The following is a 25,770-nucleotide window of genomic DNA, read 5'->3' as shown; positions in this document are numbered from 1 at the left end:
TTGCCAAAGTTGCCGAGTCGGAACCGACGGAGAACAGCCATGCGTCTGACAGGACTGGCCACCCTTATCGCCCTTGTTTCAGCACCGGCCATGGCGGAAACACCGCTGGCGGTTGAGATTGTCACGGCGAAAGCAGTTCCCGATGAACGCGTATATTCGCTGACCGGGGAAATCCGCGCCCGCGATGAACTGGCGGTCGCTTTTCCGCAAGGTGGCCGCATCGCCGAGGTTCTGGTCGATGCCGGTGCCACCGTGGCACCGGGTGCGGTACTCGCAAGGCTGGATGCGGTCCAGCAGGAACAGGCTTTGCGCGCAGCCGAGGCCGGGCTGTCCACGGCACGCGCAGATCACCGGCAGGCAAGCGAGAACCTCGACCGACAGGAAGCGCTACTGGACCGCGGTGCCACGACGCGCATCGCCCGGGAAAGCGCCGAGGACGCGCTGCGCATCGCCGAAGGCGCGCTGGCACAGGCCGAAGCGGTGCTCGACCGGGCGAAGAAAGCGCTCGCCGATACCGAGATCGTCGCACCAGGTGACGCAACAGTCACGAGCCGCATGGCCGAGGCCGGTCAGGTCGTGGGCGCCGCGCAGCCGGTTCTGGAGCTTGCGCTCGGCACCGGGTTCGACGCCGTCTTTGACGTGCCCGAGGGCATGATGACGCTTGGCCCACCGCCGGAAAGAGTAACGCTCAACGCCATCGACAGGCCCGAGGTGACGTTCACCGGCCGGATCACTGAGGTTTCGCCCGTTGTCGATGCCCGCACCGGCACCGTTTCCGTGACGGTCGGGGTCGAAGACCCGCCCGAAACCCTCTCCTATGGCGATCCGGTCCGGGGCAGCGTGACGCTGTCTGGCCCCGCCCACGTTATCCTTCCCTACACTGTGATTACCGCCCTGGCCGACAGTCCCGCCGTCTGGCAGGTCGATCCCGCGACCATGGCCGTGTCGCTGAAACCGGTCTCGGTCGAACGGTACGAAACCGGCACGGTTGTGCTTGCGGACGGAATTGCCGACGGCGCGATGATCGTCGGTCGCGGTGCGCAACTGCTTTATCCCGGCCGCGTTGTCCGGGCGGTGGAGGCAGGGCAATGAGAACCGCACTTGTCCTCCTTCTTGCCCTCGCAGGTCCCGCAGGCGCCGAAACCGCCAGCATTAATGAACCGCAGGAGCCACGCCCCGTGGTGTCGGTCATCGTCCGGCCTGAGGCGAGCCTGCCTGTCTCCTATGTCGGCACCGTCAGTGCGCGGATCGAGACCGATCTCGGCTTCCCGCTCGCCGGTATCATCGCCGAACGCCCGGTATCTGCCGGCGACGTTGTTGCGACAGGTCAGGTTCTGGCCCGGCTCGATCCCGAAGAACTCGACGCCGGATTGCGCGCAGCCGAGGCTGGTGTCGCTGTGGCAACCGCGCAGCTGCGCTCCGCCCGGGATGCGACAGATCGGGCACGCGAACTGGCGGCCCGCGGCGTCGGCAGTGAAACCCGGGTCGAGGATGCCGAACGCGCATTGGTCGCCGCCGAAGCAGGGCTGGAGCAGGCCGAGGCGACATTTGCCCGGGCACGCGACCTTTTTGACTTCGCCACCCTGACCGCGCCACAGTCGGGCGTGGTGACCGGCGTATTCGCCGAACCAGGCGCCGCACTCGCCGCAGGACAACCGGTGCTGCGGCTTGCAGGGACAGGCGAGCGCGAGGTTCTGATCGACCTTTCGGAACAGGATGTTGCGAACATCGACATCGGAATTCGCTTTGGCGTTCAGCTTGTCGCGAACCCCGCGATCACCACCTCGGCCGTGCTGACACGTATCGACCCGGTCGCCGAGCGCACGACCCGCACGCGACGGCTGCACCTGACGCTCGAGTCGCCGCCCGAATCCTTCCGGCTGGGCGCACTGGCGCGGGTGTCGCCATCGGCCGGGCCAGATGCGGCCGTGGTCCTGCCCCGGGCAGCGATCCTCGTTACCGACGGCAGCCAGGCGGTCTGGCGCGTCGACCGGGCGGACCACAGTGTTCAACGGATACCGGTGACGCTAGGCATCGACATTGCCGACTTCGTCGTCGTCACGGGCGGTCTGGCCGCCGGTGATGAGGTTATCGTCAAGGGCATCCATTCATTGAAGGACGGGCAGATCGTCGGCCCGCGCGTGGCCGAATGACCCGTTTTAATCTTTCCGACTGGGCGCTCAACCACCGCTCGTTTGTCTGGTTCCTGATGATCGTCTCACTTCTGGCGGGGATAATGGCCTATTTCGAAATCGGGCGGGAGGAAGACCCCGATTTCGCCATCAAGACCATGATCATCGCCGCCGCCCTGCCGGGCGCGGATGTTCAGGAAACGCTGACCCAGGTCACGGACCGGATCGAGAAAAAACTCGAAGATCTTGATGAGCTGGACTACACGCGGTCTGTCACCCGGCCCGGCCAGTCGATGGTCTATCTCGAGTTGCTGCCGACAACCAAAGCCCGCGAACTTCCGCGGATCTGGCAGGAAGTGCGCAACATGATGGCCGATATCCGGCCCGATTTCCCGGCGGAATTCGCAGGGATGCAGTTCAACGACAATTTCGGCGATGTCTTCGGCAATCTCTATGCCTTCACCTCGGACGGGTTCACACCGCGCGAGGTGCGCGACTATGTCGAACGTGTCAGGCGCGCCGTGCAGGCCCTGCCCGATGCGGGCAAGGTGGAGCTTTTCGGCACACAGGACGAAACGATCTATCTGGAATTCTCGACCGAGCGGCTCGCCGCGCTTGGCCTCAATCAGCAGGCGGTGCAGGCGACGCTGGCCGCACAGAACGCGATCCTGCCTTCGGGCGTCATTGACGCTGGTCCCGAACGGGTTCTGGTACGGATCGGTGGCCAGTTCTCCGGCACCGAAAGCCTTGAGGACATCAACCTGCGCGTCGGCGACCGCTTCTTCCGCCTGACCGATGTCGCCGATATCCGCCGCGCCTATCAGGACCCGCCGTCGGAACTGTTCCGCTACAAGGGGCAAGAGGCGGTTGGCCTCGCCGTCGGCATGAAGAAGGGATCAAACATCCTCGAATTCGGCGGGGAACTGAACGCAGTCATGGCGAGGGCGCAGGCCGACCTGCCGATTGGGATCGAGATCCATCAAGTCGCGGACCAGCCGCATGTGGTGGATGAGGCAGTGGGCCATTTCCTTCAGGCGCTTCTCGAAGCGGTGCTGATCGTCCTTGCCGTCAGCTTCATCTCGCTTGGCCTGCGCGCGGGCTTTGTCGTGACGCTGACGATCCCGCTCGTCCTCGCCATCACCTTCGTGGTCATGCACTATCTCGGCTTCACGCTTCAGCGTATCTCGCTCGGCGCGCTGATCATTGCCCTAGGACTGCTCGTCGATGACGCGATGATCGCGATCGAGACGATGATTTCGCGGCTGGAAAAGGGTGAGAGCCTGCTTGCGTCGGCCTCCTACGCATGGACCTCAATCGCCTTCCCGATGCTGTCGGGCACACTGGTGACGGTCGCGGGCTTTATCCCCATCGGGCTCAATAATTCGGCGGCAGGCGAGTTCACCTTCTCTCTATTCGTCGTCATCGCCGTGTCACTTCTCGTCTCATGGATCGTCGCCGTCCTCTTCGCGCCGCTTCTGGGCGTGACCTTCCTGCCCGCGAAGATGGCGCACGATTCAGCCGAGCCAGGACGGGCGCGGAAGATGTTCCATATGCTCCTACGATGGGCGATGGGGCATCGCTGGCTGACGATCGGCCTAACCGTCGCGCCCTTTGCGCTTTCCGTCTTCGGCATGCGCTTTGTCGAACAGCAGTTCTTCCCCAATTCCGACCGGCCGGAACTGATCCTTGATTTCGCCCTGCCGCAGAATGCCTCGATCACAGAGACAGCGGCCCAGATGGACCGGATGGAGGCCTATCTGGAGGGTGACGAGCGGGTGCTTTTCTGGTCCTCCTATGTCGGACGCGGTGCACCGCGTTTCCTTTTGGCCTATGACGTGCCGACACCGGGGCCGAATACCGGGCAGATCGTAATCCAGACCCAATCGGTCGAGGCGCGCGACACTTTGCGCGTCGACCTGCGCGACCGCGCGGCGAAGGAATTCCCCGGCGTCGACATCTTCGTCAAGCTTCTGGATATCGGCCCGCCGGTCGGCCGCCCGGTCCAGTACCGCATCTCGGGCCCCGATATCGCGATCTTGCGCGACTATGCCCGTGAACTGACGGCCATTGCCGACACCGACAGCCGCCTGCGCGATATCGTCATGGACTGGAACGAACCGGCCCGCGTGGTGCGCGTCGATATCCTTCAGGACCGGGCGCGCCAGCTTGGCATCACGCCGCGCGACATCGCCGCCGCGCTGAATGCGATCTATGACGGCACCAAGGTCACGGAGCTGCGCGACGCCGCCTATCTGGTCGATATTCTTGCGCGCGGCGATGACGCATCGCGGCAATCGGTGGAGGCTCTGGCCGGGTTGCAACTGTCCACCACGGGCGGCGTAACGATCCCGCTCCGCTCGGTCGCGACCTTCCGGTATGAGACCGAGCAGCCCGTCATCCACCAACGCAACCGCATGCCGACGATCACCGTCAAGGCGGGGATCGAAGGCAAGGACCAGCCCGCCACGGTGGTGAAGGCGCTGGAAGGCAAGATCGCAGACTTCAACGCCAACCTGCCCTTCGGTTATGCGGTGGAGGTCGGCGGCTCGGTCGCCGAAAGTGCCAAAAGCCAGGCCCCCATCGCCGCTGTCGTGCCGCTGATGATCCTGATCATGCTGACGCTGATCATGATCCAGATGCAAAGCTTCCGGCTGACATTCGTCGTCCTCTGCGTCGCCCCCCTCGGCCTCATCGGCGTTGTTGCCGCGCTGGTGCCCTCGGGTGCCCCCCTTGGCTTCGTCGCGATCCTTGGCGTGCTGGCGCTCATCGGCATCCTGATCCGCAACTCGATCATCCTTGTCGATGAGATCGAGGTGCTGAAGCACAAGGGCCGGTCGACATGGGACGCGGTGTTCGAGGCCTCAGATGCCCGCGCGCGTCCGATCCTTCTGACGGCGGCGGCGGCGAGCCTTGCGCTGATCCCAATTTCGCGCCAGATCTTCTGGGGGCCGATGGCCTATGCAATGATGGGCGGTATCATCGCAGGAACGGTCATCACGCTCGTCTTCGCCCCGGCGCTGTATCTCGCAGTCTTCCGGGTCAAGCGTGATGCCGGTGAGGCCTGAAGTATTTTGACGCAAATCCTTTCTGGTCGATCGGACCATCATCAATGCCGGGTCAGTCGAACCTGCCTGAGGCAAGAAACGCTTCGATCTCGGACCGCGACGGCATCGATGGCGCGGTCCCCGGCCGGGTCACCGAAATGCCGGCTCCCGCACAGCCGAAACGCACCGCCGCGACAGGATCGGCACCACGCGCCAGTTCGGCCGCGAAAGCCCCGTTGAACGCGTCGCCAGCACCTGTCGTCTCCACCACCGGACCTGCGGCCACGGCCGGCACATGCACACAACGCTCGCGGTCGCGATAAAACACCCCGTTTTGCCCGAGCGTGATAATCGCGGCGCCGACACCTTTTTCTAGCAGCCGCCCGGCTGCACGTTCAGCATCTGCGATGTTTCGGACAGCAATCCCGGTAATGCCTTCAGCCTCGGATTCATTCGGCGTGACGTAGTCGCACAAGCGTAGCATGTCCGCTTCGAGGACCACCGCCGGGGCCGGGTTCAGGATCGTCACCGCCCCGCCAGCCCGCGCTATTTCCAACCCGCGTCGAGCTGCCGCCATCGGCTGCTCGAGCTGAGTTAGGAAGATCGCGGCGCTGCTGATTGCATCAGCCCGCGCCTCAACATCCTCCACCGATATCCGGCCGGCAGCCCCGGGCGCGATGATGATAGCGTTATTGCCGGTCGATTCCTCAATGAAAATATAGGCCGCACCGGTATAACTTTCGGCATCCTCGGTCACATCGGCATTAACCCCGGCCTTGGCCCATGTTTGCCGCGCGATCTCGGCAAAGGCATCGCGGCCTACCCGGGTGACAAACCGCACATCCGCCCCGGCCATGGCTGCTGCGACCGACTGGTTCGATCCCTTGCCGCCGGGGCCGAGGACGAAACTGTTGCCGAGAATAGTTTCCCCCATCCTCGGCTGCCGCTCTGCCCGATAGGAGGTATCGGCAACGAAAACCCCAAGAATGACGATTTTGTCTCTCATTCTTCCTCCTCGAAACGGTTGCGGCCAGTGTGGATATTCAGCCGAAGGTAATGAGAACCTGAATAGAAAAACAGCCGATTTGCGCTATGCTGGGCATATTGTATTTCTACCGACCGCGAGCATAGAGGCACCATGAGATTGCTACTCGCCGCTCTACGCCGGGTATTATTTTCTTCGTCCTGGCGTTTTGCATCATCCCGGGTGTGAAGGCCGTTGAAAGGCACGCAGTGGCCGTGGGCATGGACAGCAATGCGCACATCCCGCCCTTGCGGAACACCGTCCACGATACGCAGGCACTGGCACACACGCTTGAACGGATCGGGATTGACGTCACGACCCAAATGGGCGCGCGAGAAACCGAATTGGCACAGTCGGTCTGGCTGCGCCCGGTTGAGCTCAGCGAGCTGGAAACGCCGCTTCGTTGATGGAAAGCCACAAAAGTGGTAGGATAAAACATATTTTTAGTGAGGAATTTGTCATGTCAAAGCGGAGTATGATCCTCTGCGCCGTGATCGCACTTGCGGCCTGTGTGCCAGTGCCGACGGCCCCACCAGACCCGACGACAGAGACGGTACAGCCCACTGTCAGTGCACCAACGCCGACGACGCGCGCGCAACCCTCAGAACCCGTAACGCCATCCAGCTATGGCGACGGCGGTGGTGGTGGTGGTGGAAGCGGCGGTGGGTGGAACTGACCATGGCCACCGATTACAAACCTGAACCGGCCGCATCGCGCGGCCCTCTTCCGACATTCGCAACTTGGTGCGGTTCCGGAGTGGCGGCAATCGTCGCCCTTGCGTCCGCAACGCCCGCCACTGCTCAGTCGGATCAGACCTACGCAACACTGGAACGCCCGGCGGAAGTTCTTGGGATGCCCGGGCTCAGTATCGACCTCACGACACCCGCAACACGGCGCTACGCTCTGGTTATCGGCAATGGCGCATATCGCCATGCCCCGTCGCTGGCCAATGCGGTCGCAGATGCCCGGCTCGTTGCCGCCGTCTTGAAGCAGAGCGGTTATATCGTCCAGGAATACGAGGACCTCGACCGCCGCGGCTTTGAGGCGGCGCTTCGACGCATGATCACGGACACCGGCAAAGGGTCGGAGATCGTGATCTACTATGCCGGTCATGGCGTTCAGATCGGGAACTCCAATCGTTTGATTCCGGTCGATGCCGAAATCGACTCGATCTATGATCTGCCGTTTGAAACCGTCTCGCTGTCCAGCCTTCTGTCCATTGCTGGCGCGCGGTCGCGGTCGCTTGTGGTGATCCTCGACAGTTGCCGAGACAACCCTTTCCCCGATCGCGGGGCCATTGTCGGGCTGGACGCGATCCCGCAGGAACTGAGAACCGGTTTCGCGGCACAGGATTCCCCGGTCAATTCTCTCATCGTATTCTCCACCTCTCCGGGCGCGGTCGCACTGGACGGTCGGGGGGCCAACAGCCCCTTCACCGAAGCGCTGTATCAGGCGGCAATCGCGGCCCCGGATGCCCCACTCGACAGCCTTCTCAAGGATGTCCGCCGCAGGGTCTATTCGGTGACTGGTGGACGGCAGGTCCCATGGGAAAGCTCGTCTCTGATCGAAACGGTATCCTTCGATTCCGATCCCTCTGTGCCTGGCTTCCAGAACGCCCTGACAACGGACGCCGCATCTGTGGCAGAGTCGGCCGGTGTTCCGCTGGCGCTGTCCCTGCCGCTTGACCGCAAGGTGCGTGTCGGAACCGCGCTCCGCGAGACTGCGACCCAGCCGATGGATGCAGTGACGGTGACCCGCCCGCCCCAATACGGACGGCTTGAACTGACCAGCGGTGAAACCACGCGCGGACTGTTACCCCTTACACAGATGACCGAAGGGGTCGAGAACCTCGTTTATTCCAACAGCCAGCCCGAGCTTTCCGCTCTTGCGATGACCGCCCCGGCAATCACCGACGAATTCACCGTCGCGAGCGAGGGCAAGGCGCAGACCGTTCAACTCACACTGAACGTCGATCCCTGTGACTATCAGGCGGGCGATCACCTTGACCCCGAAGGTGTGGGCGTGGCCCGGTACCCGAATGAAATCGACGTCGATGCCGCCCTCACCGCCTGCAAGGACGCGGTCGCACGGAAGCCGGAGAATGGCCGGTTCCATTACCAACTGGGCCGGGTTCACCTCGCTTTGCTTGATCTCGATGCCGCTGAAGCCGAGTTCACTCTGGCCCGCGACCATGGTCATACCCGTGCCTGGCACGCGCTCGGGATGCTGGTGATCGCGCGCGAGCAGATAACGGCAGGCGCCGCCCGCACCCGCGCGCCGGAAGAGGCGCTGGCGCTTCTGGCAATGGGCGTGGATCAGGGCGATCCCTATGCCTATCACTCGCTCGGCCAGCAGCTTCTGGAACTGGCGGACGATCCTACGCTGAAGCGGCAGGGCTTCGATCTGCTCTCCCGGTCGCTGGAGGTCGGGCACACCTTCTCGATGAACACGCTCGGTTATTATTTCCTGCAGGAAGGCACCGACCATTACGAACCCGAACGCGGTCTGCGTTACGTGCAGGAAAGCGCCGCGCGCGGCGACATCTACGGCTATGACAACATGGGCTGGGTGATGCTCAACGGCGCGGGCGGTGTGGCGCGCGATCCGAAGGCGGCGCTCGACTGGCTCCGGAAGGCCAGCGAAGGCGGTCATCCGCGGGCACCGACCTCGATCGGTCGCATGTATTTCAACGGCGATCTTGGGGTACCCGACTTTGCCGAGGCGGTTAAATGGTATGACGAAGGCCTGAGCCGAGGCGATGCCTGGGGTGGGGCCAACGGTGCATGGGTGATCGCGCAGCACACACCTGAAGGCCTTACCCTTGGCGACGCTGCCGCGCGGGCAGCAAAGGCAATCGTATTGCGCGATGCCGAAGCTGCTGCCTCGGCCCGGCAATTGATCGACAAGCTGCCTTTAAATGCGCTCGACATGGGCGCTCAGGTCATGATGCGCGAGCTTGGCGCTGATATCGTGCCTGACGGCGCTTTCGGACCCGCAAGTGAAGCGGCGCTCGCAACACTGGGTGAGACATTCACCAAGACCTTCCCCGCGGACAGAAAAGAGCGGCTGAACGAACTCGCCCGTCTGTATTGGGTGGCAAACCCGTTCCCCGTCACCGTGTTCTGATCCTTGGATCATCCCGCCCGGTCGAATGCCTCAGGCTTGGCCGGGCGGCCGTCGAGCAAATCCTCTCTGATTTCGCAGCACCTCTGCGAAATCGCGGACCAGCAACCTCCGGGTCACGAAAAGCGTCATATCGGCTTCAGTCGGGGTCAGTTCACCATCTGAAGAACAGGTCTGGTTTCCACGTGATGCGGGTTGTCCGGCATCTTGGGCATCACGTTGTCGTCCATCAGGTCCTCGATGAACAACGACAGAAGTTGCGGACGCCCTGAGACTCCGGATTTGCGGTAGATCGCATTTGTCTGGGCCTTTATGGTCCCCTCAGCCGTCCCCCGCAGCGCAGCGATTTCCTGCATCGACAGGCCCTTGATGGAAAACAGCGCCACATCGCGCTCCGCCGAGGTCAGGCCCCAGTCGCTGAAACGCGACTGCATGAGTTCCATGAAAGCACCGGAAACCTGGCGCAATTGTTCCTCCGCCCGCTTCTGGCGGCGCAGACCACGTGCCAGAACGATGATGCCTAGCACAGCGCCGCAAACCAAACCAAGCACAGCGCCGATCTCCAGCAGTTCGCGCAATTCCCAACTCATGGGACGGTGTTGGATGCCTAGGGCACGAAGAAGCGTCTCACCAACCAAAAGCGACGCACAGAAAACTTGAACGACGAGCAGCAACGAAAGGGCAACCAAATCACGCTTGGAGCGGCGCATCACGACGTCCCCCGCATGCAGCTGCGACAACGACCACGCTTACTCAACACCACTGCCTCCAGTTTTGCTGTCAGCGTTGCCTTTGCCGGACTTGTCCTTGGATTTGCCTTTGCCGGATCCCTTGCCCGTTTCTTTCGAATTGTCGCCGCTTTCGGATTCTCCGCCGGTTTCACCTCCGCCAGACTCACCTCCGCCGGTTTCACCTCCGCCAGACTCGCCTCCGCCGGTTTCACCTCCGCCAGACTCGCCTCCGCCGGTTTCACCACCGCCAGACTCACCTCCGCCGGTTTCCCCACCTCCGGTCTCTCCGCCAGAAGTCCCGCCTCCGGACGATCCGGATTCCGGCGACCTTTTGTCGTCGGCCGATACGCTCTCAGAATAATCGCGAAGGACCTCGCCCGAAGTCGGATCGACGACGATTTCGCGGATCGTCTTGCCCTTTCGGGCCTTGAACCGTACCCGGCCAAGCCAGGTCCGCTTGCGGTAAGTGATGCGGTATCCCTCGCGGCGCAACCGCGCCGCGACATCGTCGTCATAAGACATTGCCAGGGAGGAACCGGTCGTCGCCAAAAGACAGGCACCGGAAAGGAGGAAACCGCGTCTCGTCATCTTCACACTACACACCGCCCCCGAGCGGGATGGTGCACAAACTCTTGCCAGATCACAAGAATTTCGGTGTTTTAGCGCGTTTTGGTTGCGCGTTCGTCAACGATTCACAGATTAACCGAAGATCTCTTCCGAAATCACGGTCATTCCATCTTCTTCGAAATGCCGTTCGACCCCGATTCCCCGCCGGTCGATCTGCTCCATCACGCAGACGCCGTCAGCGTTGAATACCCGGCAAATGTAGCCGTCGTCGCTTTTCGCATCGATCAGCAGCATGTCGCTGTTCCACCGGACGTCGACTTCGCCATATCCGCTGGCCGTCAATGCGCTGAGCTGGTCACGCACCAGTTGGCCAAGATTGGTCGCCGGACGCAGAGCGGTCACCTTTTCGAAAGGAGATGCTGTGATGTCGGTCATATGGATCATTGGTCTTTCCCTTCTCGTGTTTGCACTGGTAAGCGACGGTCGTTCTGAACTCACACATCCGACGCGTTCCGTATTGCAAATTGGCCAGCAACTGCCCCGAAAACGCCATAAACTGACGGGAGACGGCCATAAACCGAGGTTTAGGCACCCCAAAAAGTCTGAGATTACGGCATCAATGTGATGCAGTTGCGCTCTTTGCTTCCGAAATGGAGACGATAAGTCGTTTTGAGAACAATGAGTTAGGCGGGTCCCTCAGCCATAACGCCTTTGCGGCACATATCGGATAGCCCCTCAAGAGCACCAGACGAATCGCCCGGTGCGTTCGTTTGGCGCTGTTTCCAGAAGCTCTCAGGTGCGGATATCGAAGCCGAGATGCTTAGCGACGGCAAAGATATCCTTGTCGCCCCGGCCGCACATATTCATCACGATGATATGGTCCTTCGGGAGGGTTGGCGCGATCTTCATCACATGGGCCAGCGCATGGCTCGGCTCCAGTGCCGGGATGATGCCTTCCAGCGCGCAGCTGACCTGGAACGCCTCCAAGGCCTCCTTGTCGGTAATCGACACATATTTTGCGCGGCCCGTCTCATGCAGCCATGAATGCTCCGGCCCGATGCCGGGATAGTCGAGACCTGCGGAGATCGAGAAACCCTCCAGGATCTGGCCATCCTCATCCTGCAAGAGGTAAGTCCGGTTGCCATGCAGCACACCCGGACGGCCGCCCGTGAGGCTGGCGCAGTGTTCCATGCGCTCGTCAACGCCCTTGCCACCGGCTTCGACGCCGATGATGTTCACCGAAGGATCGTCGAGGAACGGATAGAAAAGCCCCATCGCGTTCGACCCGCCGCCGATCGCGGCGATCACGGTATCCGGCAGGCGGCCTTCGCCCTCCTGCTCGGCCAGTTGCCAGCGCACTTCCTTGCCGATGACCGACTGGAAATCGCGCACCATCGCCGGATAGGGATGGGGGCCCGCCACCGTGCCGATGCAGTAGAACGTGTCGCGGACATTGGTGACCCAGTCGCGCAGGGCATCGTTCATCGCGTCCTTGAGAGTTCCCCGGCCGGAGGTCACCGGCACCACCTCAGCCCCCAGCAGCCGCATGCGGAAGACGTTCGGCGCCTGCCGCTCGACATCATGGGCGCCCATATAGACGATGCACTTGAGGCCAAACTTGGCGCAGACCGTCGCGGTGGCCACGCCATGCTGGCCAGCGCCCGTCTCGGCGATGATCCGGGACTTGCCCATGCGGCGGGCCAGGATGATCTGGCCCAGAACGTTGTTGATCTTGTGCGCGCCGGTATGGTTCAGCTCGTCCCGCTTCATATAGACCTTGGCACCGCCGAGATGCTCGGTCAGCCGTTCGGCGAAATACAAGGGCGAAGGGCGGCCCACATAGTGTTTCCAGAGCCAGTCCATCTCGGCCCAGAAACTGTCGTCGGTTTTGGCCTTCTCATACTCCGCTTCCAGATCGAGGATCAGCGGCATGAGAGTTTCACTCACGAAGCGCCCGCCGAATATACCGAACCGGCCCTGTTCGTCCGGACCGGTCATGAAGCTGTTGAGTTGATCATTGGCCATGTGTCTGCCCTCTCCTGACAGGCCCGGGCTTATCGCGGACCGGGCGGCGCGTAAAGATGCCCGAACACCAGTCACCCCTCCGACATGCATTTATGCTAGGATAATGCCATTGGTTCATTGATTATCGGAGACCGCCATGGCTCGTCGCGGCGTCAGCTTTGCCAGCTTCAACCTCTACAACCTCAACGAACCCGGTCTTGCCATCTATAAAGACACCGATGGCTGGGATCAGGACGTCTATGACCGCAAGATCGCCTGGACCGCCGTGATGCTGCGGATCATGAAGGCCGATGTCTTCGGCTTTCAGGAGCTTTGGCATGCCGACAGCCTTTCGGCCGCATTGGCCACGGCCGGGCTCGACGGGGAGTATACGGCCATCGCGCCGCCGGGCCATGCGGGGCAAAAGATCGTCTGCGCCGCTGCGGTGCGACGCTCGATCCTGACCGGCACGCCGCGCTGGATCGAGAGCTTCCCCGATGACTTCATCCTGAAAAGCGGCGGTGATGACAGCCAGACCGGCGATATCGAGGTGATGATCGACGCCTTTTCACGGCCCGTCCTGCGGCTGACGATTCAGCCGCATTCCAACGCGCCCGAGATCGTGGTCTTCATCTGTCATTTCAAATCCAAGGCACCGACGCAGATCTTCCGCGAGGCCTGGTACGACAAGAACGTCCATGGACAACATTCCGAAGCCATTGGCGGCGCGCTTTCGACGATCCGGCGAACCGCCGAAGCGATGGCGCTCAGGATGCTCCTGACCGAGGAGATGAAGAACACCGATACGCCCGTCGTCGTCATCGGCGACTGCAATGACGGCCAGCATTCGAACACCCACAACATCCTGACCGGCCAGCCGCGCTTTCTGACGACGCTTTCGACGGGCGGCGGCGACAACGACCTCTATTCGGCCCAGACGCTGCAGCAGTACCGCAGCGAACGGGATGTCTATTACACCCATGTCTATCAGGATGCGCGGGAGTCGCTCGACCACATCCTTGTCAGCCAGGAGTTCTACGACAATTCCAAGAAACGGATCTGGGCCTTCGACGGGTTGGAGATCGCGAACGATCACCTGAATATCGACGACCACAAGGAAACCGGCACCGGCGATCACGGCGTTGTGCGCGCGCGGTTCGTCTACAAGCCCGCCTAGGATGCGGTTGTCTGATCTTCAGTCGAGACGGCGCTTGAACCCTGTATGCGATGGCGTGAATCCCAGACGCTCGTAAAAACGCCTTGCGTCATGCCGGTCGGCATTCATCGTCAACTGCATCAACCCGCAACCCGCCGCGCGGGCGCGGGCTTCGGCATCGGCGAACATCTCGGCCCCGATTCCACGCCCACGCAGATCGACGGCAACCCGGACGCTTTCCACCTGCGCCCGTCGCGTGGCGCGCAGCGACAGGCCGGTGATGAAGGTCAGCTGATAGGTCGCCACGATCCGGCCGTCGTCCTCGCCGACAATCACCCTATTGCCGCCTTCGGTCGCAATTGCATCGAAGGCGGAATAATAATCATCGAGTGACGCACCTTCACGCTCCGCACCAAGCGCATCGTCCCTGAGAAGCGCCACGATCGCTGGAACGTCGTCACGCCGCGCCTCGCGGAACCGGATCATACGGACACCGCTCCTTTTGACGCGGCGATGAAGGCACGGATCAGATCAGCGTCCTTCACGCCCGGCGCGCTTTCGACACCAGACGATACATCGACTTGGCGCGCGCCGGTCAGGCGGATCGCTTCGGCAACATTGTCGGGCATCAGGCCGCCCGCAAGCATCCACGGGCAGGGCCAGTATTTCTTGGCGACCAGCCGCCAGTCGAAGGCAAGGCCGTTGCCGCCGGGCAGCGCCGCGCCCTTGGGCGGTTTCGCATCAACGAGAAGCTGGTCCGCGACCTTGCCATAGGTATCGATGGCCTTCAGGTCATCGGCTTCCGCCACGCCTACGGCTTTCATCACCGGAAGACCGTAACGGGCCCTGAGCTCGGCAACCCGTTCGGGGCTTTCCGCGCCGTGCAACTGCAACATGTCGAGTGGCACGGCAGCGGTGATCGCGTCGAGGTCCGCATCCGTCGCGTTCACCGTCAGCGCGACCTTGGCAACGCCAGGCGGCACCAAAAGCGCGAGCCGGGCAGCCTCGGCAATCTCGACGTGCCGGGGGGATTTCGGATAAAAGACCAAACCGATATACGCCGCCCCGCTGTCAACGGCGGCGGCAATATGTTCAGGCTCTTTCAGCCCGCAGATTTTCACGCGGATATCCAATTGATCCCTCCGGGGAACCGGTCAGCCCGCCTTGCGGCCCTCAAGCAGCGCGAGGACATCGTCCTCTGCCTCGGGCTTTTCCGCCTTGAGCCGGCTGACTTCCTTTTCCAGACGCCCGGCCTCGCGCCTGTGCTGACTGGCGGCGGCACGGTGTTTCGCCTCGCGGAACCATTCCCAGACGAAACCAATGCCAAGACCGGCGACGATACCGGCAAAGATCGCGAGGAAGAGCGGCACCTCAAGCGACCAGCCGATGCCGAGGAACTGGTCCAGTTCTTCAGGCAACAGCCGAAGGGTGATCAGATCACGATTGGCCGAAGCAACGGCAATCAGGACGATGCCGAGAAGAGCGAGAAAGAGAAGGCGGAGCATGCGCAACATGCGCGATCCTTACCCCCCGTTGAGACGGTCCCGCAAGAGCTTTCCGGTCTTGAAGAAGGGAACATGCTTTTCCTCGACCTCGACGGATTCACCCGTGCGCGGATTGCGGCCGGTGCGGGCATCGCGCTTCTTCACCGAAAACGCCCCGAAACCGCGAAGTTCGACCCGATCCCCGCGCGCCAACGCCTCAATGATCTCTTCAAAGATCGTATTCACGATCCGCTCGACGTCGCGCTGAAAAAGATGCGGATTCTCTTCGGAGATCTTCTGGATCAATTCGGACCGGATCATTCACAACCCCCCTTGTCGGCCATCTTACCGGCAGCCGCAGATTTTCTTTGCCCGAACTATAGGCGCAATCGACGTATCGACAAACAGGAAAGCCTTTGGAAAATCAACAATTTTCGCGGCACCGCAGCAGAAATCGGGGTGATTCCGTAGCACTGACCGGCATTGCGGTGCAGCACTCAGGCAATGGGAACCTCGATTGTACGCCAACGGACTGTGTGATCATCGGACCGATTCGCGGAACGATTCAGCGCTTCAAAGCCCGTGGAACGTGGTAAGTTTACCCGTGGCAACCGTCCTGCGAGCACAAGATGCACGAGTTCAGCACGACTTACTCACAAGCCCGTACAACCTTCATGGCGGCCGCAGGAAACGCGGGTGCAGAGAACTTCAGTTATGGACGGTCGGACGTGTTCGGCGCACAGGGCGAAGCGCTGTCCGTCGACGTCGCGGTTCTCGGGCCAGCACAGGCAGACAAAGCCGCAATCGTAATATCGGGCGTCCATGGGGGCGAGGCCTTCACAGGTTCAGCGGCTCAGGTCAAGTGGCTGCAAAGCGAAGCCCCGAAGGCTCTGCCGCCCGGGTTGCGCGTTGTTCTCGTCCACGGCGTAAACCCCTGGGGGTTTTCGCATATGCTGCGAACGACCGAGGCCAATATCGATCTCAACCGGAATTTCCACACGGCCTGGCCCGTTCCGGAAAACCAAGCTTACCGCCAATTGGCTCCGTATTTTCACACAGATCAATCGGATGCCGCTGAGGATCTGCGCGCGTGGCGTGCCTACTGCTCCTATCTGGATCAGAACGGATGGGATATCGAAGGCCGGGCAATCTCGGGCCAATCGCAAGACCCGAAAGGCATATTCTATACCGGAACCGGCCCAGACTGGGCCAACCTTACATTCCGGCGCATCCTCAATGATCACTTTAACGGCGCGGCGAAAATCGGGTTCATCGATTTTCATACCGGTGTCGGAGACTATGGCGAGATCGTGCACCTGATCTTCGCAGCGGCGGACAGTGACGAGCGGGCACGGGCCATGAAATGGTGGCAACTCGACGGAGACGGCTCGTCGGGGTTCAGGGCCGGATCCGTTCCGCCATATGAAGGGCTTTTGTGCGGTGCCATCGCCCAAGAACTGCCCGACGCCCGCATTGTCGGTTCAGTGATCGAGTTCGGAACCGGCGACGCATTCAGTGTGTTCCGTCAGGATCGGTTTGAGCGGTGGCTGCGGCATGAGGGGCAACTTGAACCCGACCAGCCCGGGCTGCGCGACTTTTGTCGAGACGCGACGACGCTGCGCGACCACGGATGGCGCCAACTCGTGCTGAAGCAGGGCAGCGCCCGGATCAATCGAATGCTGATGGGTCTCGCCGCCTGGAATGACTGACCCAAAACGGAAAAGGCCCCGCGATCACGCGGGGCCTTGCCGTCACGCCAAGAGGCGCAATGCTTACTTGTCACCCGAGCCCTTGAGCGCGGCGCCAAGGATATCGCCCAGCGAAGCGCCCGAGTCGGACGAGCCGTACTGTTCCACGGCTTCCTTCTCTTCGGCGATCTCGCGCGCCTTGATCGACAGGCCGAGACGGCGGGTCTTGCTGTCCACGTTGGTAACGCGGGCGTCGACATGGTCGCCGACCTGGAAGCGCTCGGGGCGCTGGTCGGCGCGGTCGCGGGCAAGGTCCGAACGGCGGATGAAGGACTTCATGCCGTTGTACTCAACCTCAATGCCGCCATCCTCGATCGCAGTGACGGTCGTGGTGATGACCGAGCCACGCTTCACGCCGTCAACGGCATCCGAGAACGTGTCTTCGCCCAGCGCCTTGACCGAAAGCGAGATACGCTCCTTCTCGACATCCACCTCGGTGACAGCGGCCTTGACCACGTCGCCCTTGCGGTAGTTCTGGATCGCATCCTCGCCGCGCTGTTCCCAGCTGAGGTCGGAGAGGTGAACCATGCCGTCGATGTCGTTCTCGAGGCCGATGAACAGACCGAATTCGGTGATGTTCTTGACTTCGCCCTCGATCTCGGTGCCCACGGGATGGGTTTCCGAGAAGACTTCCCACGGGTTGCGCATCGTCTGCTTGAGGCCGAGCGATACGCGACGCTTCGCGGTGTCGATCTCCAGCACCATGACGTCCACTTCCTGCGAGGTGGAGACGATCTTGCCCGGATGGACGTTCTTCTTGGTCCAGGACATTTCGGAGACGTGGACGAGGCCCTCGACACCCGCTTCCAGTTCGACGAACGCACCGTAATCGGTGATGTTCGTGACGCGGCCCTTGTGGACCGAGCCCAGCGCGAACTTTTGTTCCACTGAATCCCACGGGTCGGACTGAAGCTGCTTCATGCCGAGCGAGATACGGTGGGTTTCCTTGTTGATCTTGATGACCTGGACCTTCACGGTCTCGCCGATCGACAGGATCTCGTTCGGGTGGTTGACGCGGCGCCACGCCATATCGGTGACATGAAGGAGGCCGTCAACGCCGCCGAGATCAACGAACGCACCGTATTCGGTGATGTTCTTGACCACGCCGTCGACCGTCTGGCCTTCGGAGAGGTTGCCGATAACCTCGGCGCGCTGTTCGGCGCGGCTCTCTTCGAGGATCGCGCGGCGGGAAACGACGATGTTGCCCCGGCGGCGATCCATCTTGAGGATCTGGAACGGCTGCTTCATGCCCATAAGCGGGCCAGCATCGCGCACCGGACGGACATCGACCTGCGAGCCGGGCAGGAACGCAACCGCGCCACCCAGATCGACGGTGAAGCCACCTTTGACGCGGCCGAAGATGGCGCCGTCGACGCGCTCTTCCGCAGCATAGGCCTTTTCGAGACGATCCCATGCCTCTTCACGGCGGGCTTTCTCGCGGCTGATGACAGCTTCGCCCCGGACGTTCTCGACCCGGTCGAGATAGACCTCGACCTCATCGCCGACGGCGATTTCGGCCTGTTCGCCGGGATTTGCGAATTCCTTGAGATCGACGCGGCCTTCCATCTTGTAGCCGACATCGATGATGGCCTGGCCCGCCTCAATGGCGATCACCTTGCCTTTGACGACCGAGCCCTCTTCGGGGGTGTCGATCTCGAAGCTTTCTTTGAGGAGGGCTTCGAATTCCTCCATGGTCGCTTTAGCGCACATGCGTGTTCAGTTCCTTTTCATGTGTTTCTGGCCATGCGGTTGGCTCCGCCGGTCTTTGGTTTCGCGTCTTTCGGGCAAGCCCCGGACAAAGACAAAGGGCCGCAGCTTACGCCCGACCCTGCTCAATCCGTTTTTCTATGGCCTCAATCGCCTTATGGACGGCTGCGTCTATAGAGAGTTCCGTCGTATCTAGCAAGACCGCATCGTCGGCGGGTTTCAGCGGGGCCGTAGCCCGTTCTGCATCCCGTTTGTCGCGCTCGATCACCTCCGCCAGCACCTGAGCTTCATCACCCCCCACTTCCAGCCAACGGCGATGCGCCCGGACTTCGGCGCTGGCGGTGACAAAAAGCTTCACCTCCGCCTCGGGGCAGATCACAGTGCCGATATCGCGGCCATCGAGCACCGCGCCGCCCTCGCGCCGGGCGAAGCTTCGCTGGAATTCGGTCAGGGCCGCCCGCACCTCCGGGATCACCGCTACCCGGCTCGCGGCCTGACCGGCCTCCAATGTTCTCAGATCATCGCGGGTCAGGTCGGCTTCGCTCAGGCTGCGTGCGGCTTCCACGGGATCGCCGCCCTTGGCCCCGACGGCACGATAGAGCAGCCCGGTATCGAGATGGGCAAAGCCGAAATGCCGCGCCACGGCACGGCTGATCGTGCCTTTTCCCGCCGCTGCCGGTCCGTCGATTGCCACCGTGAAGATCATGCGTCGACTCCTCCGGTACTCTGACTAGGCCAAAGTATCGGCAAGCTCAATTCGGCTTTATTGACATTATTAATGTCATTATGACAATGTGCATGTCATGAAGGATCTACACAAAATCATTTGGCAGACCCGACCCCTGCTTCAGCAGATTGAAACCGCCGTTGCCGCGGGCCTCGATGGCACCGGTCTGACGGTAAGAATGCGTGCGGTGCTTGAGATCCTCTTTTCCGACGGACCAATGACGGTGCCCGCATTGGCGCGCCACTTGTCGATTCAACGCCAATATGTCCAGATCATGGTCAACGAGACAGAGGCGGCGGGATTCACCACGCGTCACCCGAACCCGGCCCACAAGGCATCCCATCTGGTGGACCTGACCGAAGCGGGTCGCGATGCCATCGGCAAGGCCCTGACCCGTGAGGCGGAGATTGTCTCAAGGATCGCCCGGCAGTTCGACCCGGCCGACATCGCTGCAGCGAAACGGGTCAGCGACGGGCTGATTTCGGCATTCCGGCAGATCAACGGGGAGGAACCGGCATGATCCTCGCAGTTTCACTCGCCGCCCTTGCTATCTTCCTCTGGCTCGCCATCACGCTCTGGCGCTTCGTCCGGGTCAGCCGCGCTGAGGATATCGGCGACCGGCGTCAGGGAACCGCTCTCCTTCTCATCGACTTGCAGAAAGATTTCCTCGACGACGGCCCCTACCCGCCCGAGCAACGCGCCCAGGCCCTGGAAGCGGCATCCCGGGCAGCGCTTCAGGCGCGAAGGAACGGATGGCCGGTGATCGCGGTCCGGCAGGCGGTCCGCAGCCCGTCCCTGCGGCTGCTTGCGCGACTCGCCCTCGGCGGCAAGGGAATGGACGGCACGGCAGGCAGCGATCTTGTGCCGGAGGTTGCCGCCCTGTCGGACCATGTTCTGAGCAAGGAGGTCAAGGATGCATTTGCATCCGGCGAACTCGACCGCCTGCTTGCACAACATGATGTCGCGCATTTGCGGATCGCTGGTCTGGACGGCGAGCACTGTGTTCGCGCCACATGTATGGCCGCACTACAGCATGGATATAACGTGACCCTGCTCTCCGATGCCATCCTGACCGCGCGCCAAAACGGCTGGGACAAGGTGGCGCAGCAGGCCGGGCTGCAGGGCGTGACCGTCGGTACCGTTGCCACGCTCTGCTGACATTCTGCTGAAGCCGTCACCGTCGCCTGCTGCCTGCCGGGCTACTTCCGGTCTGACCAACAGACCGGAGACCCCATGCGCCTGACCCTTCTGAACCCGCCCCACACCGCCATCGGCAGCCGTGTCCCGAGTGAGCACCTGCCACCCTTCGGTCTACTCTCAATCGGCGGCCCCCTGATCGACGCGGGCCATCGGGTGCGGTTGGTTAACGCCGATCCCGATCCGATGGATATGGCGCGGATCGTGGTCGAATGTCTCTACGATTGCCCCGATGCGGTGCTGATCGGGCATTCCGGCTCTAGTTCCGCCAATCCGACGGTGGTCGAGATTGCCCGCGCGCTGAAACGGGCCCGACCAGACCTCACGATCATCTATGGTGGGGTCTTTCCCACCTATCACTGGCAGGATGTTCTGGCCGAGGTGCCCGAGATCGACATCATCGTGCACGGCGAGGGCGAGGTGACCGCGCCTGCCCTGATCGCGGCCCTCGCTGCCCGCCAGCCGCTGGTCGAAATCGCCGGTCTGGCCTATCGGGAAAACGGCAGGCCAGTTGCAACACATTCAGCCCCGATGCTGACCGATCTCGACGGCACACGCATCGGCTGGGAACTGATCGACTTCGCCCAGCATTCCTATTGGGGCGGGCGGCGGGCCGTCATCATGCAGTTTTCCCCCGGCTGCCCGCATCTTTGCACCTATTGCGGCCAGCGCGGCTTCTGGACCCGCTGGCGCCACCGCGACCCGGTGAGGTTCGCCGCCGAGATCGCCCGGCTTGTGCGCGACCACGGCGTCGAACTCATCAACCTCGCCGACGAAAACCCCACCTCATCCCGCCGGGCATGGAAGGCGTTTCTTGAGGCGCTGATCGCCGAGGATGTGAACGTCACGATCATCGGCTCGACCCGCGCCGACGATATCGTGCGGGATGCCGATATCCTGCATCTTTACAAACGGGCAGGTGTGTTGCGCTTTCTGCTGGGGATCGAGGGCACCGACGAGGCGACCCTGAATGCGATCAAGAAGGGTGGCAGCCGGTCGAAGGACCGCGAGGCGATCCGGCTCTTGCGCCAGCATGGCATGATCGGGCTTTGCACCTTCGCCGTGGGCTTTGAGGAGGAAACCGACCGCGACTACTGGCGCATGCTGCGTCAGCTACTGGCCTATGATCCCGATCAGGTCATGTCGATCTATGCCACTCCGCATCGCTGGACGCCCTTCCATGCTCAGTCCGCGACCCGTCGGGTGATCCAACCCGACCTGCGCCTGTGGGATTACAAGCATCAGGTGCTGGAAACCCCGAACGTCCCAGCCTGGCGCGTCTTTCTTTGGGTCAAGGTGATCGAGGCCGTATTGCAACTCAGGCCAAAGGCACTCTGGCGGACCTACCTTCACCCCGATCCCGAAATCCGCCACGCGATGCGCTGGTATTCACGCATGGGGCGGCGGGTCGTGCTGCATGAGGTGCTGTCGTTCCTCTTCCGCGAAAGACGGTCCGCCGGGCCGAGCGTTGCCGCATTCTGGGGCGGAAAGCAGTTTGACGAAGAGGCGCTGTCGCGTTCGGGACGATCGGGAAAGCAAACGGGACGGATGATCATGGGCGGCACCAGGGACCCTGCCTATCTGCGGTGAACTGGGGGCCAGCCCCCGTCACCCATGAAAGGAAACCTGATGAAACCCACTCTCATTATCGCCGCCCTGACCGCAGCCCTGCCGGTCTTCGCCGCCCCCGCCTTCGCGGCCGATGAACTCAACATCGCGCCGGGCCTCTCCTATGCCGGGGCGCCGGTCGGCCTTCACGGCGCAGACCCGGTCGCGCTCGTGAACGGCGACGTCGTCACCGGCGAGGGCGAGTTCTCCTCCGTCCTGAACGGCGCGGCCTATTACTTCGCCTCGGCCGAACACAAGGCCGCCTTCGACGCCAACCCAGCCGCCTATGAGCCGCAGAACGGCGGCTTCTGCACCTATGGCGTCTCGGTCGGCAAGAAGTTCGACGGCGACCCCCGCCACGCGGTCGTGCACGAGGGCAAGCTCTATGTCTTCCTGAATGCCAAGACGCGCGAACTGTTCCTTGAGGATGTCTCGGGCGCCCTGACCAAGGCAACCGAGAACTGGTCGAAAATCGAGCACGTCGCGGCGAGCGAACTCTGATTACCCGCGCGCGCCCCTACCGGGGCGTGCGCCTTTGACCCAGCCAGAGCCGGGCCAGCGCGCCGAACAGCACCGCGAGAAGCAGCCATTTCGCAAGTGTCAGAAAACTTGTCGCCGTGGCAACGACGTCGGCGAAACCTGCGGGGTTCTTCAGCATCACCCGGATGAGCGCGTTTTCCAGATAGTCGATGCCGGCTGCAAAAACCGCGACCTTGGTCAATCGTCGCGCCAGCCTCTCCGGCGCCCAATGCTCAAACGCCTCGCGGAAAGTAATACAGAGAAGTGCCGGGAAGATGAGATCCAGCGCCTGCACGATCCAGAGATACCGCCACAGCGCACCTTCGGACAAAGCCGCCAGATAGGACCGTGCGGTCCCGGCCTCATAGGGCAGATGCGGTGCGTCGAAGCTGCAAACAGCCCAGACGCCGCCGCACTCCATCGGGCTCGCGGCAACCATTGCAACGAACAGGAGAGCCGCCGTTATGGCAGCCGCCCTGAACGCCTCGTCAGTCACTTGTCCGACCGCTCGACCGTGGCGCCGAGGCCAGTCATCAGACCTTCGAAGACCGGGAAGGAGGTCGCGATGGGCGAACCATCATCGACGCTGACCGGTTTCTGCGTGGCAAGGCCGAGAACGAGGAAGGACATCGCAATCCGGTGGTCGAGATGGCTCTTGCAGGTCGCGCCGCCCGGCACGCCGCCCAGGCCCATGCCGTGGACGATCAGCGTATCCTCGTCCTCCTCGATCCTCACACCGCAGGCTTCGAGCCCCCGCGCCATCGCATCGATGCGGTCGCTTTCCTTAACCCGGAGCTCTTTTACGCCGCGCATCACCGTCGTACCTTCGGCGCAGGCCGCGACCACGGACAGGACGGGGTATTCGTCGATCATCGAGGCCGCGCGTTCTGGCGGCACCTCGATGCCTTTCAGCGATGATGCCTTCACCCGCAAATCGGCGACCGGCTCGCCGCCTTCCTCGCGCGGATTCTGGAACTCGATATCCGCGCCCATCTCCACCAGCGTTGTGTAAAGCCCGTTGCGAGTCGGGTTCTGGCTGACGCCGGGGACAAGGATATCCGACCCTTCGACGATCAGCGCGGCGCAGACCGGAAAGGCGGCTGAGGACGGATCGCGCGGCACGGCGACCGTCTGGGGCTTCAGCTCCGGCTGGCCGGTCAGGGTGATGACATGGCCCTCTTCAGTGGCTTCCACCGTCAGTGCCGCACCAAAGCCGCGCAGCATGCGCTCGGAATGGTCGCGGGTCGGTTCCTTCTCGATCACCACGGTCTGGCCGGGGGCATTGAGACCCGCCAGCAGCACCGCCGACTTCACCTGCGCCGAAGGCATCGGCACCGTGTAACGCACCGGCACGGGATCGGCCGCGCCGACGATGGTCATCGGCAGCCTGCCACCCTGACGGCCATAGGCCTTCGCCCCGAACAATGCCAAGGGATCAGTCACCCGCCCCATCGGCCGCTTGTTGAGGCTCGCATCGCCCGTGAATGTCGCCGTGATCGGCGTCGTCGCCATCGCCCCCATGATCAGCCGCACGCCGGTGCCGGAATTGCCGCAGTCAATGACGTTCGACGGCTCGGCAAAGCCGCCAACGCCCACACCATGAACCGACCAGTCGCCCGGCCCGTGCTGGATCACCTCGGCGCCGAAGGCCCGCATCGCCTTGGCGGTATCCAGAACGTCCTGCCCTTCGAGAAGCCCCGTGACCTTGGTTTCGCCCACCGCCATCGCGCCAAGAATGAGCGAGCGGTGCGAGATCGACTTATCCCCCGGCACCTCGGCCCGGCCCTTCAGGGGACCCGACTTGCGGGCGGTCATCGGGATCGGATCACCATGGGCGGACATTAGGGCTTCCTTCGCGCTGAACTCGGCCCCTGCCCTAGCGCAAGCCCGCGGAACGGTCCAGCCCGGTCACACCTCTTCGCCAAGCCAGATCGAGGGATTGGTCTCGGCGATGCGGCGGAAGAGGTCTTCGCCCAAAGCCACGCGCAGACGGAAACACACGGCGCGTTCCGACAGCACCTCCTGCCTTGTCATGTAATAGTCAGAGCCGAACAGGACGCGAGAGGCAACATTCTCATCTTCCAGAAAGAGCCGCAGGAACGGCACGAAATCGGTGAAGTGAAAGAGCGTGTAGGAAATATCCGTCCAAAGCCCGGGATAGTCGCCGCAGGTGATCATTCGGCGGATCGCAACCTGCCAGTTGCCCTCGACCGCGTCGGGGTCGGTCGTGTCCACGCCGTCCTCCACATAAGCGCGCCAGTCGCGCTGACCGCCGAAATGGGCAAGGCAGACGCGCAGATCGGGGAAGGCCTTCATCACCGGGATGAAGGCCTGCGGTCTTGTATACATGTCGGCCACGTCATCGACGATGCCTTTGCCGGTGACGCCGCCCCGCGAGCAATGGCTCATCACCGGCAGGTTCTTTTCGACAAGCATTGGATAGACCTCGTCCATCAGCACCCGGTGATAGGGGTCGAAGCCGAGACGCGGATAGAGCTTCAGCCCGCGAAACCCGTGTTCCTCAATGCAGCGGCGCACCTCATTTGCCGCGCCCGGCAGGCGGGGATCGCAGGTGGCAAAGGGCAGCACCCGGTCGCGATACCGCTCTGACTTCACCATTTCTGCCAGTTCGTCGTGTTGGTCTCGAAGACCGACCGGCACCCGACCGTGGTCGATCCCGGCCATTTCCATGGGCAGGACCACGAAGCGCGTATCGGGGGGGTAATGCGGCACGAGCCGGTCGAGCAGATCGGACTGCCGCTTCACGCCCGATTCCTGGCTGAAGCGGAAGAGACGGTCGAGGTTGTCGGCAATCGCCTCGTGCCCCACGAAACGGAAGAGAAAGGCAAGAAAGCGCACAAGCACAGGCACCTTCTTGAATATCCACAAGAGCGGATGCGGGTAGAGAACCGGCACATGCTGGTCAGTGAACGTGTGGACGTGGCAGTTAGTGATCCGGATATGCGCCATGGAAATGCCCTCTGAAATGCGGACATTCT

General features: G+C 62.4%; 26 protein-coding genes. 12 read left to right on the top strand and 14 right to left on the bottom strand.

Annotated features, from left to right (window positions below):
* Positions 1-39: 39 nt before the first annotated feature.
* Genes OEZ71_RS16495 through OEZ71_RS16485 form a run of 3 tightly spaced genes read left to right on the top strand, consistent with a single transcriptional unit; the run spans position 40 to position 5,197 of the window.
* Positions 40-1,092, top strand: a complete 1,053-nt coding sequence (locus OEZ71_RS16495; RefSeq protein ID WP_263741125.1) for an efflux RND transporter periplasmic adaptor subunit — start codon at positions 40-42, stop codon at positions 1,090-1,092.
* Positions 1,089-2,153: an efflux RND transporter periplasmic adaptor subunit gene (locus OEZ71_RS16490; RefSeq protein WP_263741124.1), complete on the top strand. Its 1,065-nt coding sequence runs from the start codon at positions 1,089-1,091 to the stop codon at positions 2,151-2,153. Before OEZ71_RS16495 ends, OEZ71_RS16490 begins: the two co-directional genes overlap by 4 nt.
* Positions 2,150-5,197 (top strand): efflux RND transporter permease subunit, encoded by a 3,048-nt coding sequence (locus tag OEZ71_RS16485; protein ID WP_263741123.1) that lies wholly within the window; start codon positions 2,150-2,152, stop codon positions 5,195-5,197. Before OEZ71_RS16490 ends, OEZ71_RS16485 begins: the two co-directional genes overlap by 4 nt.
* A 52-nt stretch (positions 5,198-5,249) precedes the next feature.
* On the opposite strand, the gene OEZ71_RS16480 is transcribed toward OEZ71_RS16485, so the two are convergent.
* Positions 5,250-6,182 (bottom strand): ribokinase, encoded by a 933-nt coding sequence (locus OEZ71_RS16480; RefSeq protein ID WP_263741122.1) that lies wholly within the window; start codon positions 6,180-6,182, stop codon positions 5,250-5,252.
* A 239-nt stretch (positions 6,183-6,421) separates the two neighbouring features.
* Between OEZ71_RS16480 and OEZ71_RS16475 the strand changes: the two genes are divergently transcribed.
* The 3 genes from OEZ71_RS16475 to OEZ71_RS16465 all read left to right on the top strand — a co-directional run bounded on the left by OEZ71_RS16475 (position 6,422) and on the right by OEZ71_RS16465 (position 9,326).
* Positions 6,422-6,607 (top strand): caspase family protein, encoded by a 186-nt coding sequence (locus OEZ71_RS16475; protein ID WP_263741120.1) that lies wholly within the window; start codon positions 6,422-6,424, stop codon positions 6,605-6,607.
* 53 nt (positions 6,608-6,660) lie between these two features.
* Positions 6,661-6,876, top strand: a complete 216-nt coding sequence (locus OEZ71_RS16470; protein ID WP_263741119.1) for a hypothetical protein — start codon at positions 6,661-6,663, stop codon at positions 6,874-6,876.
* 80 nt (positions 6,877-6,956) lie between these two features.
* On the top strand, positions 6,957-9,326 hold the full coding sequence (locus OEZ71_RS16465) for a caspase family protein (RefSeq protein ID WP_263741118.1): 2,370 nt from the start codon (positions 6,957-6,959) through the stop codon (positions 9,324-9,326).
* A 146-nt stretch (positions 9,327-9,472) separates the two neighbouring features.
* Here OEZ71_RS16465 and OEZ71_RS16460 read toward each other — a convergent pair whose 3' ends face one another.
* The 4 genes from OEZ71_RS16460 to trpB all read right to left on the bottom strand — a co-directional run bounded on the left by OEZ71_RS16460 (position 9,473) and on the right by trpB (position 12,646).
* Positions 9,473-10,033, bottom strand: coding sequence for a helix-turn-helix transcriptional regulator (locus tag OEZ71_RS16460; RefSeq protein ID WP_263741117.1), 561 nt, complete (start codon positions 10,031-10,033; stop codon positions 9,473-9,475).
* Between the two features lie 39 nt (positions 10,034-10,072).
* Complete coding sequence (locus OEZ71_RS16455) at positions 10,073-10,576, bottom strand: hypothetical protein (protein WP_263741116.1); 504 nt, start codon at positions 10,574-10,576, stop codon at positions 10,073-10,075.
* Positions 10,577-10,753: 177 nt separating this feature from the next.
* The gene (locus OEZ71_RS16450) at positions 10,754-11,065 is read right to left on the bottom strand and encodes a hypothetical protein (RefSeq protein WP_263741114.1); all 312 of its coding nucleotides are present in this window, start codon (positions 11,063-11,065) and stop codon (positions 10,754-10,756) included.
* Positions 11,066-11,413: 348 nt separating this feature from the next.
* Positions 11,414-12,646 (bottom strand): tryptophan synthase subunit beta, encoded by a 1,233-nt coding sequence (gene trpB, locus OEZ71_RS16445; protein ID WP_263741112.1) that lies wholly within the window; start codon positions 12,644-12,646, stop codon positions 11,414-11,416.
* 136 nt (positions 12,647-12,782) lie between these two features.
* Between trpB and OEZ71_RS16440 the strand changes: the two genes are divergently transcribed.
* Entirely contained in the window at positions 12,783-13,802 is a 1,020-nt protein-coding gene (locus OEZ71_RS16440) for an endonuclease/exonuclease/phosphatase family protein (RefSeq protein WP_263741111.1), read from the top strand.
* An 18-nt stretch (positions 13,803-13,820) separates the two neighbouring features.
* Here the strand turns inward: OEZ71_RS16440 and OEZ71_RS16435 are convergent, their stop codons facing one another.
* The 4 genes from OEZ71_RS16435 to ihfB are packed head-to-tail and all read right to left on the bottom strand — an operon-like array spanning position 13,821 to position 15,586.
* Positions 13,821-14,267, bottom strand: a complete 447-nt coding sequence (locus OEZ71_RS16435; protein WP_263741110.1) for a GNAT family N-acetyltransferase — start codon at positions 14,265-14,267, stop codon at positions 13,821-13,823.
* Positions 14,264-14,914, bottom strand: a complete 651-nt coding sequence (locus tag OEZ71_RS16430) for a phosphoribosylanthranilate isomerase (RefSeq protein ID WP_263741109.1) — start codon at positions 14,912-14,914, stop codon at positions 14,264-14,266. The genes OEZ71_RS16435 and OEZ71_RS16430 overlap by 4 nt, the downstream gene beginning before the upstream one ends.
* A 21-nt stretch (positions 14,915-14,935) precedes the next feature.
* Entirely contained in the window at positions 14,936-15,295 is a 360-nt protein-coding gene (locus OEZ71_RS16425; protein WP_318527854.1) for a LapA family protein, read from the bottom strand.
* Positions 15,296-15,304: 9 nt separating this feature from the next.
* Positions 15,305-15,586 carry an integration host factor subunit beta gene (ihfB, locus tag OEZ71_RS16420; RefSeq protein WP_263741108.1) on the bottom strand — a complete coding sequence of 94 codons (282 nt, stop codon included), beginning with the start codon at positions 15,584-15,586 and terminating at the stop codon, positions 15,305-15,307.
* 308 nt (positions 15,587-15,894) lie between these two features.
* Here ihfB and OEZ71_RS16415 point away from each other — a divergent pair, with 308 nt between their 5' ends.
* Positions 15,895-16,974 (top strand): M14 family metallopeptidase, encoded by a 1,080-nt coding sequence (locus tag OEZ71_RS16415; protein WP_263741106.1) that lies wholly within the window; start codon positions 15,895-15,897, stop codon positions 16,972-16,974.
* Positions 16,975-17,037: 63 nt separating this feature from the next.
* Here the strand turns inward: OEZ71_RS16415 and rpsA are convergent, their stop codons facing one another.
* Together rpsA and OEZ71_RS16405 are read right to left on the bottom strand one after the other, a co-directional pair.
* Complete coding sequence (gene rpsA, locus OEZ71_RS16410; protein ID WP_263741105.1) at positions 17,038-18,723, bottom strand: 30S ribosomal protein S1; 1,686 nt, start codon at positions 18,721-18,723, stop codon at positions 17,038-17,040.
* A gap of 106 nt (positions 18,724-18,829) precedes the next feature.
* Positions 18,830-19,426 (bottom strand): (d)CMP kinase, encoded by a 597-nt coding sequence (locus OEZ71_RS16405; protein ID WP_263741104.1) that lies wholly within the window; start codon positions 19,424-19,426, stop codon positions 18,830-18,832.
* A 97-nt stretch (positions 19,427-19,523) separates the two neighbouring features.
* Between OEZ71_RS16405 and OEZ71_RS16400 the strand changes: the two genes are divergently transcribed.
* The 4 genes from OEZ71_RS16400 to OEZ71_RS16385 all read left to right on the top strand — a co-directional run bounded on the left by OEZ71_RS16400 (position 19,524) and on the right by OEZ71_RS16385 (position 22,753).
* Positions 19,524-19,967 (top strand): MarR family winged helix-turn-helix transcriptional regulator, encoded by a 444-nt coding sequence (locus OEZ71_RS16400; RefSeq protein WP_263741103.1) that lies wholly within the window; start codon positions 19,524-19,526, stop codon positions 19,965-19,967.
* Positions 19,964-20,605 carry a cysteine hydrolase family protein gene (locus OEZ71_RS16395; RefSeq protein WP_263741102.1) on the top strand — a complete coding sequence of 214 codons (642 nt, stop codon included), beginning with the start codon at positions 19,964-19,966 and terminating at the stop codon, positions 20,603-20,605. Before OEZ71_RS16400 ends, OEZ71_RS16395 begins: the two co-directional genes overlap by 4 nt.
* Before the next feature lie 75 nt (positions 20,606-20,680).
* Positions 20,681-22,234, top strand: a complete 1,554-nt coding sequence (bchE, locus tag OEZ71_RS16390) for a magnesium-protoporphyrin IX monomethyl ester anaerobic oxidative cyclase (protein ID WP_263741100.1) — start codon at positions 20,681-20,683, stop codon at positions 22,232-22,234.
* A 39-nt stretch (positions 22,235-22,273) separates the two neighbouring features.
* A complete protein-coding gene (locus OEZ71_RS16385; RefSeq protein ID WP_263741099.1) occupies positions 22,274-22,753 on the top strand; it encodes a YHS domain-containing (seleno)protein in 480 nt (159 codons plus the stop codon).
* A 16-nt stretch (positions 22,754-22,769) separates the two neighbouring features.
* Here the strand turns inward: OEZ71_RS16385 and OEZ71_RS16380 are convergent, their stop codons facing one another.
* The 3 genes from OEZ71_RS16380 to OEZ71_RS16370 form a co-directional block, all read right to left on the bottom strand.
* Positions 22,770-23,267, bottom strand: coding sequence for a hypothetical protein (locus tag OEZ71_RS16380; RefSeq protein WP_263741098.1), 498 nt, complete (start codon positions 23,265-23,267; stop codon positions 22,770-22,772).
* On the bottom strand, positions 23,264-24,613 hold the full coding sequence (gene aroA, locus OEZ71_RS16375; protein ID WP_263741097.1) for a 3-phosphoshikimate 1-carboxyvinyltransferase: 1,350 nt from the start codon (positions 24,611-24,613) through the stop codon (positions 23,264-23,266). The genes OEZ71_RS16380 and aroA overlap by 4 nt, the downstream gene beginning before the upstream one ends.
* Positions 24,614-24,679: 66 nt before the next feature.
* Complete coding sequence (locus OEZ71_RS16370) at positions 24,680-25,741, bottom strand: amidohydrolase family protein (RefSeq protein WP_263741096.1); 1,062 nt, start codon at positions 25,739-25,741, stop codon at positions 24,680-24,682.
* Positions 25,742-25,770 lie beyond the last annotated feature (29 nt).

The sequence above is a fragment of the Albidovulum litorale genome (assembly GCF_025751495.1).
Lineage (GTDB): Bacteria > Pseudomonadota > Alphaproteobacteria > Rhodobacterales > Rhodobacteraceae > Albidovulum > Albidovulum litorale.
The sequence above is the reverse complement of the archived record's forward strand: the minus strand, read 5'-3'. Positions and strand labels throughout refer to the sequence as shown.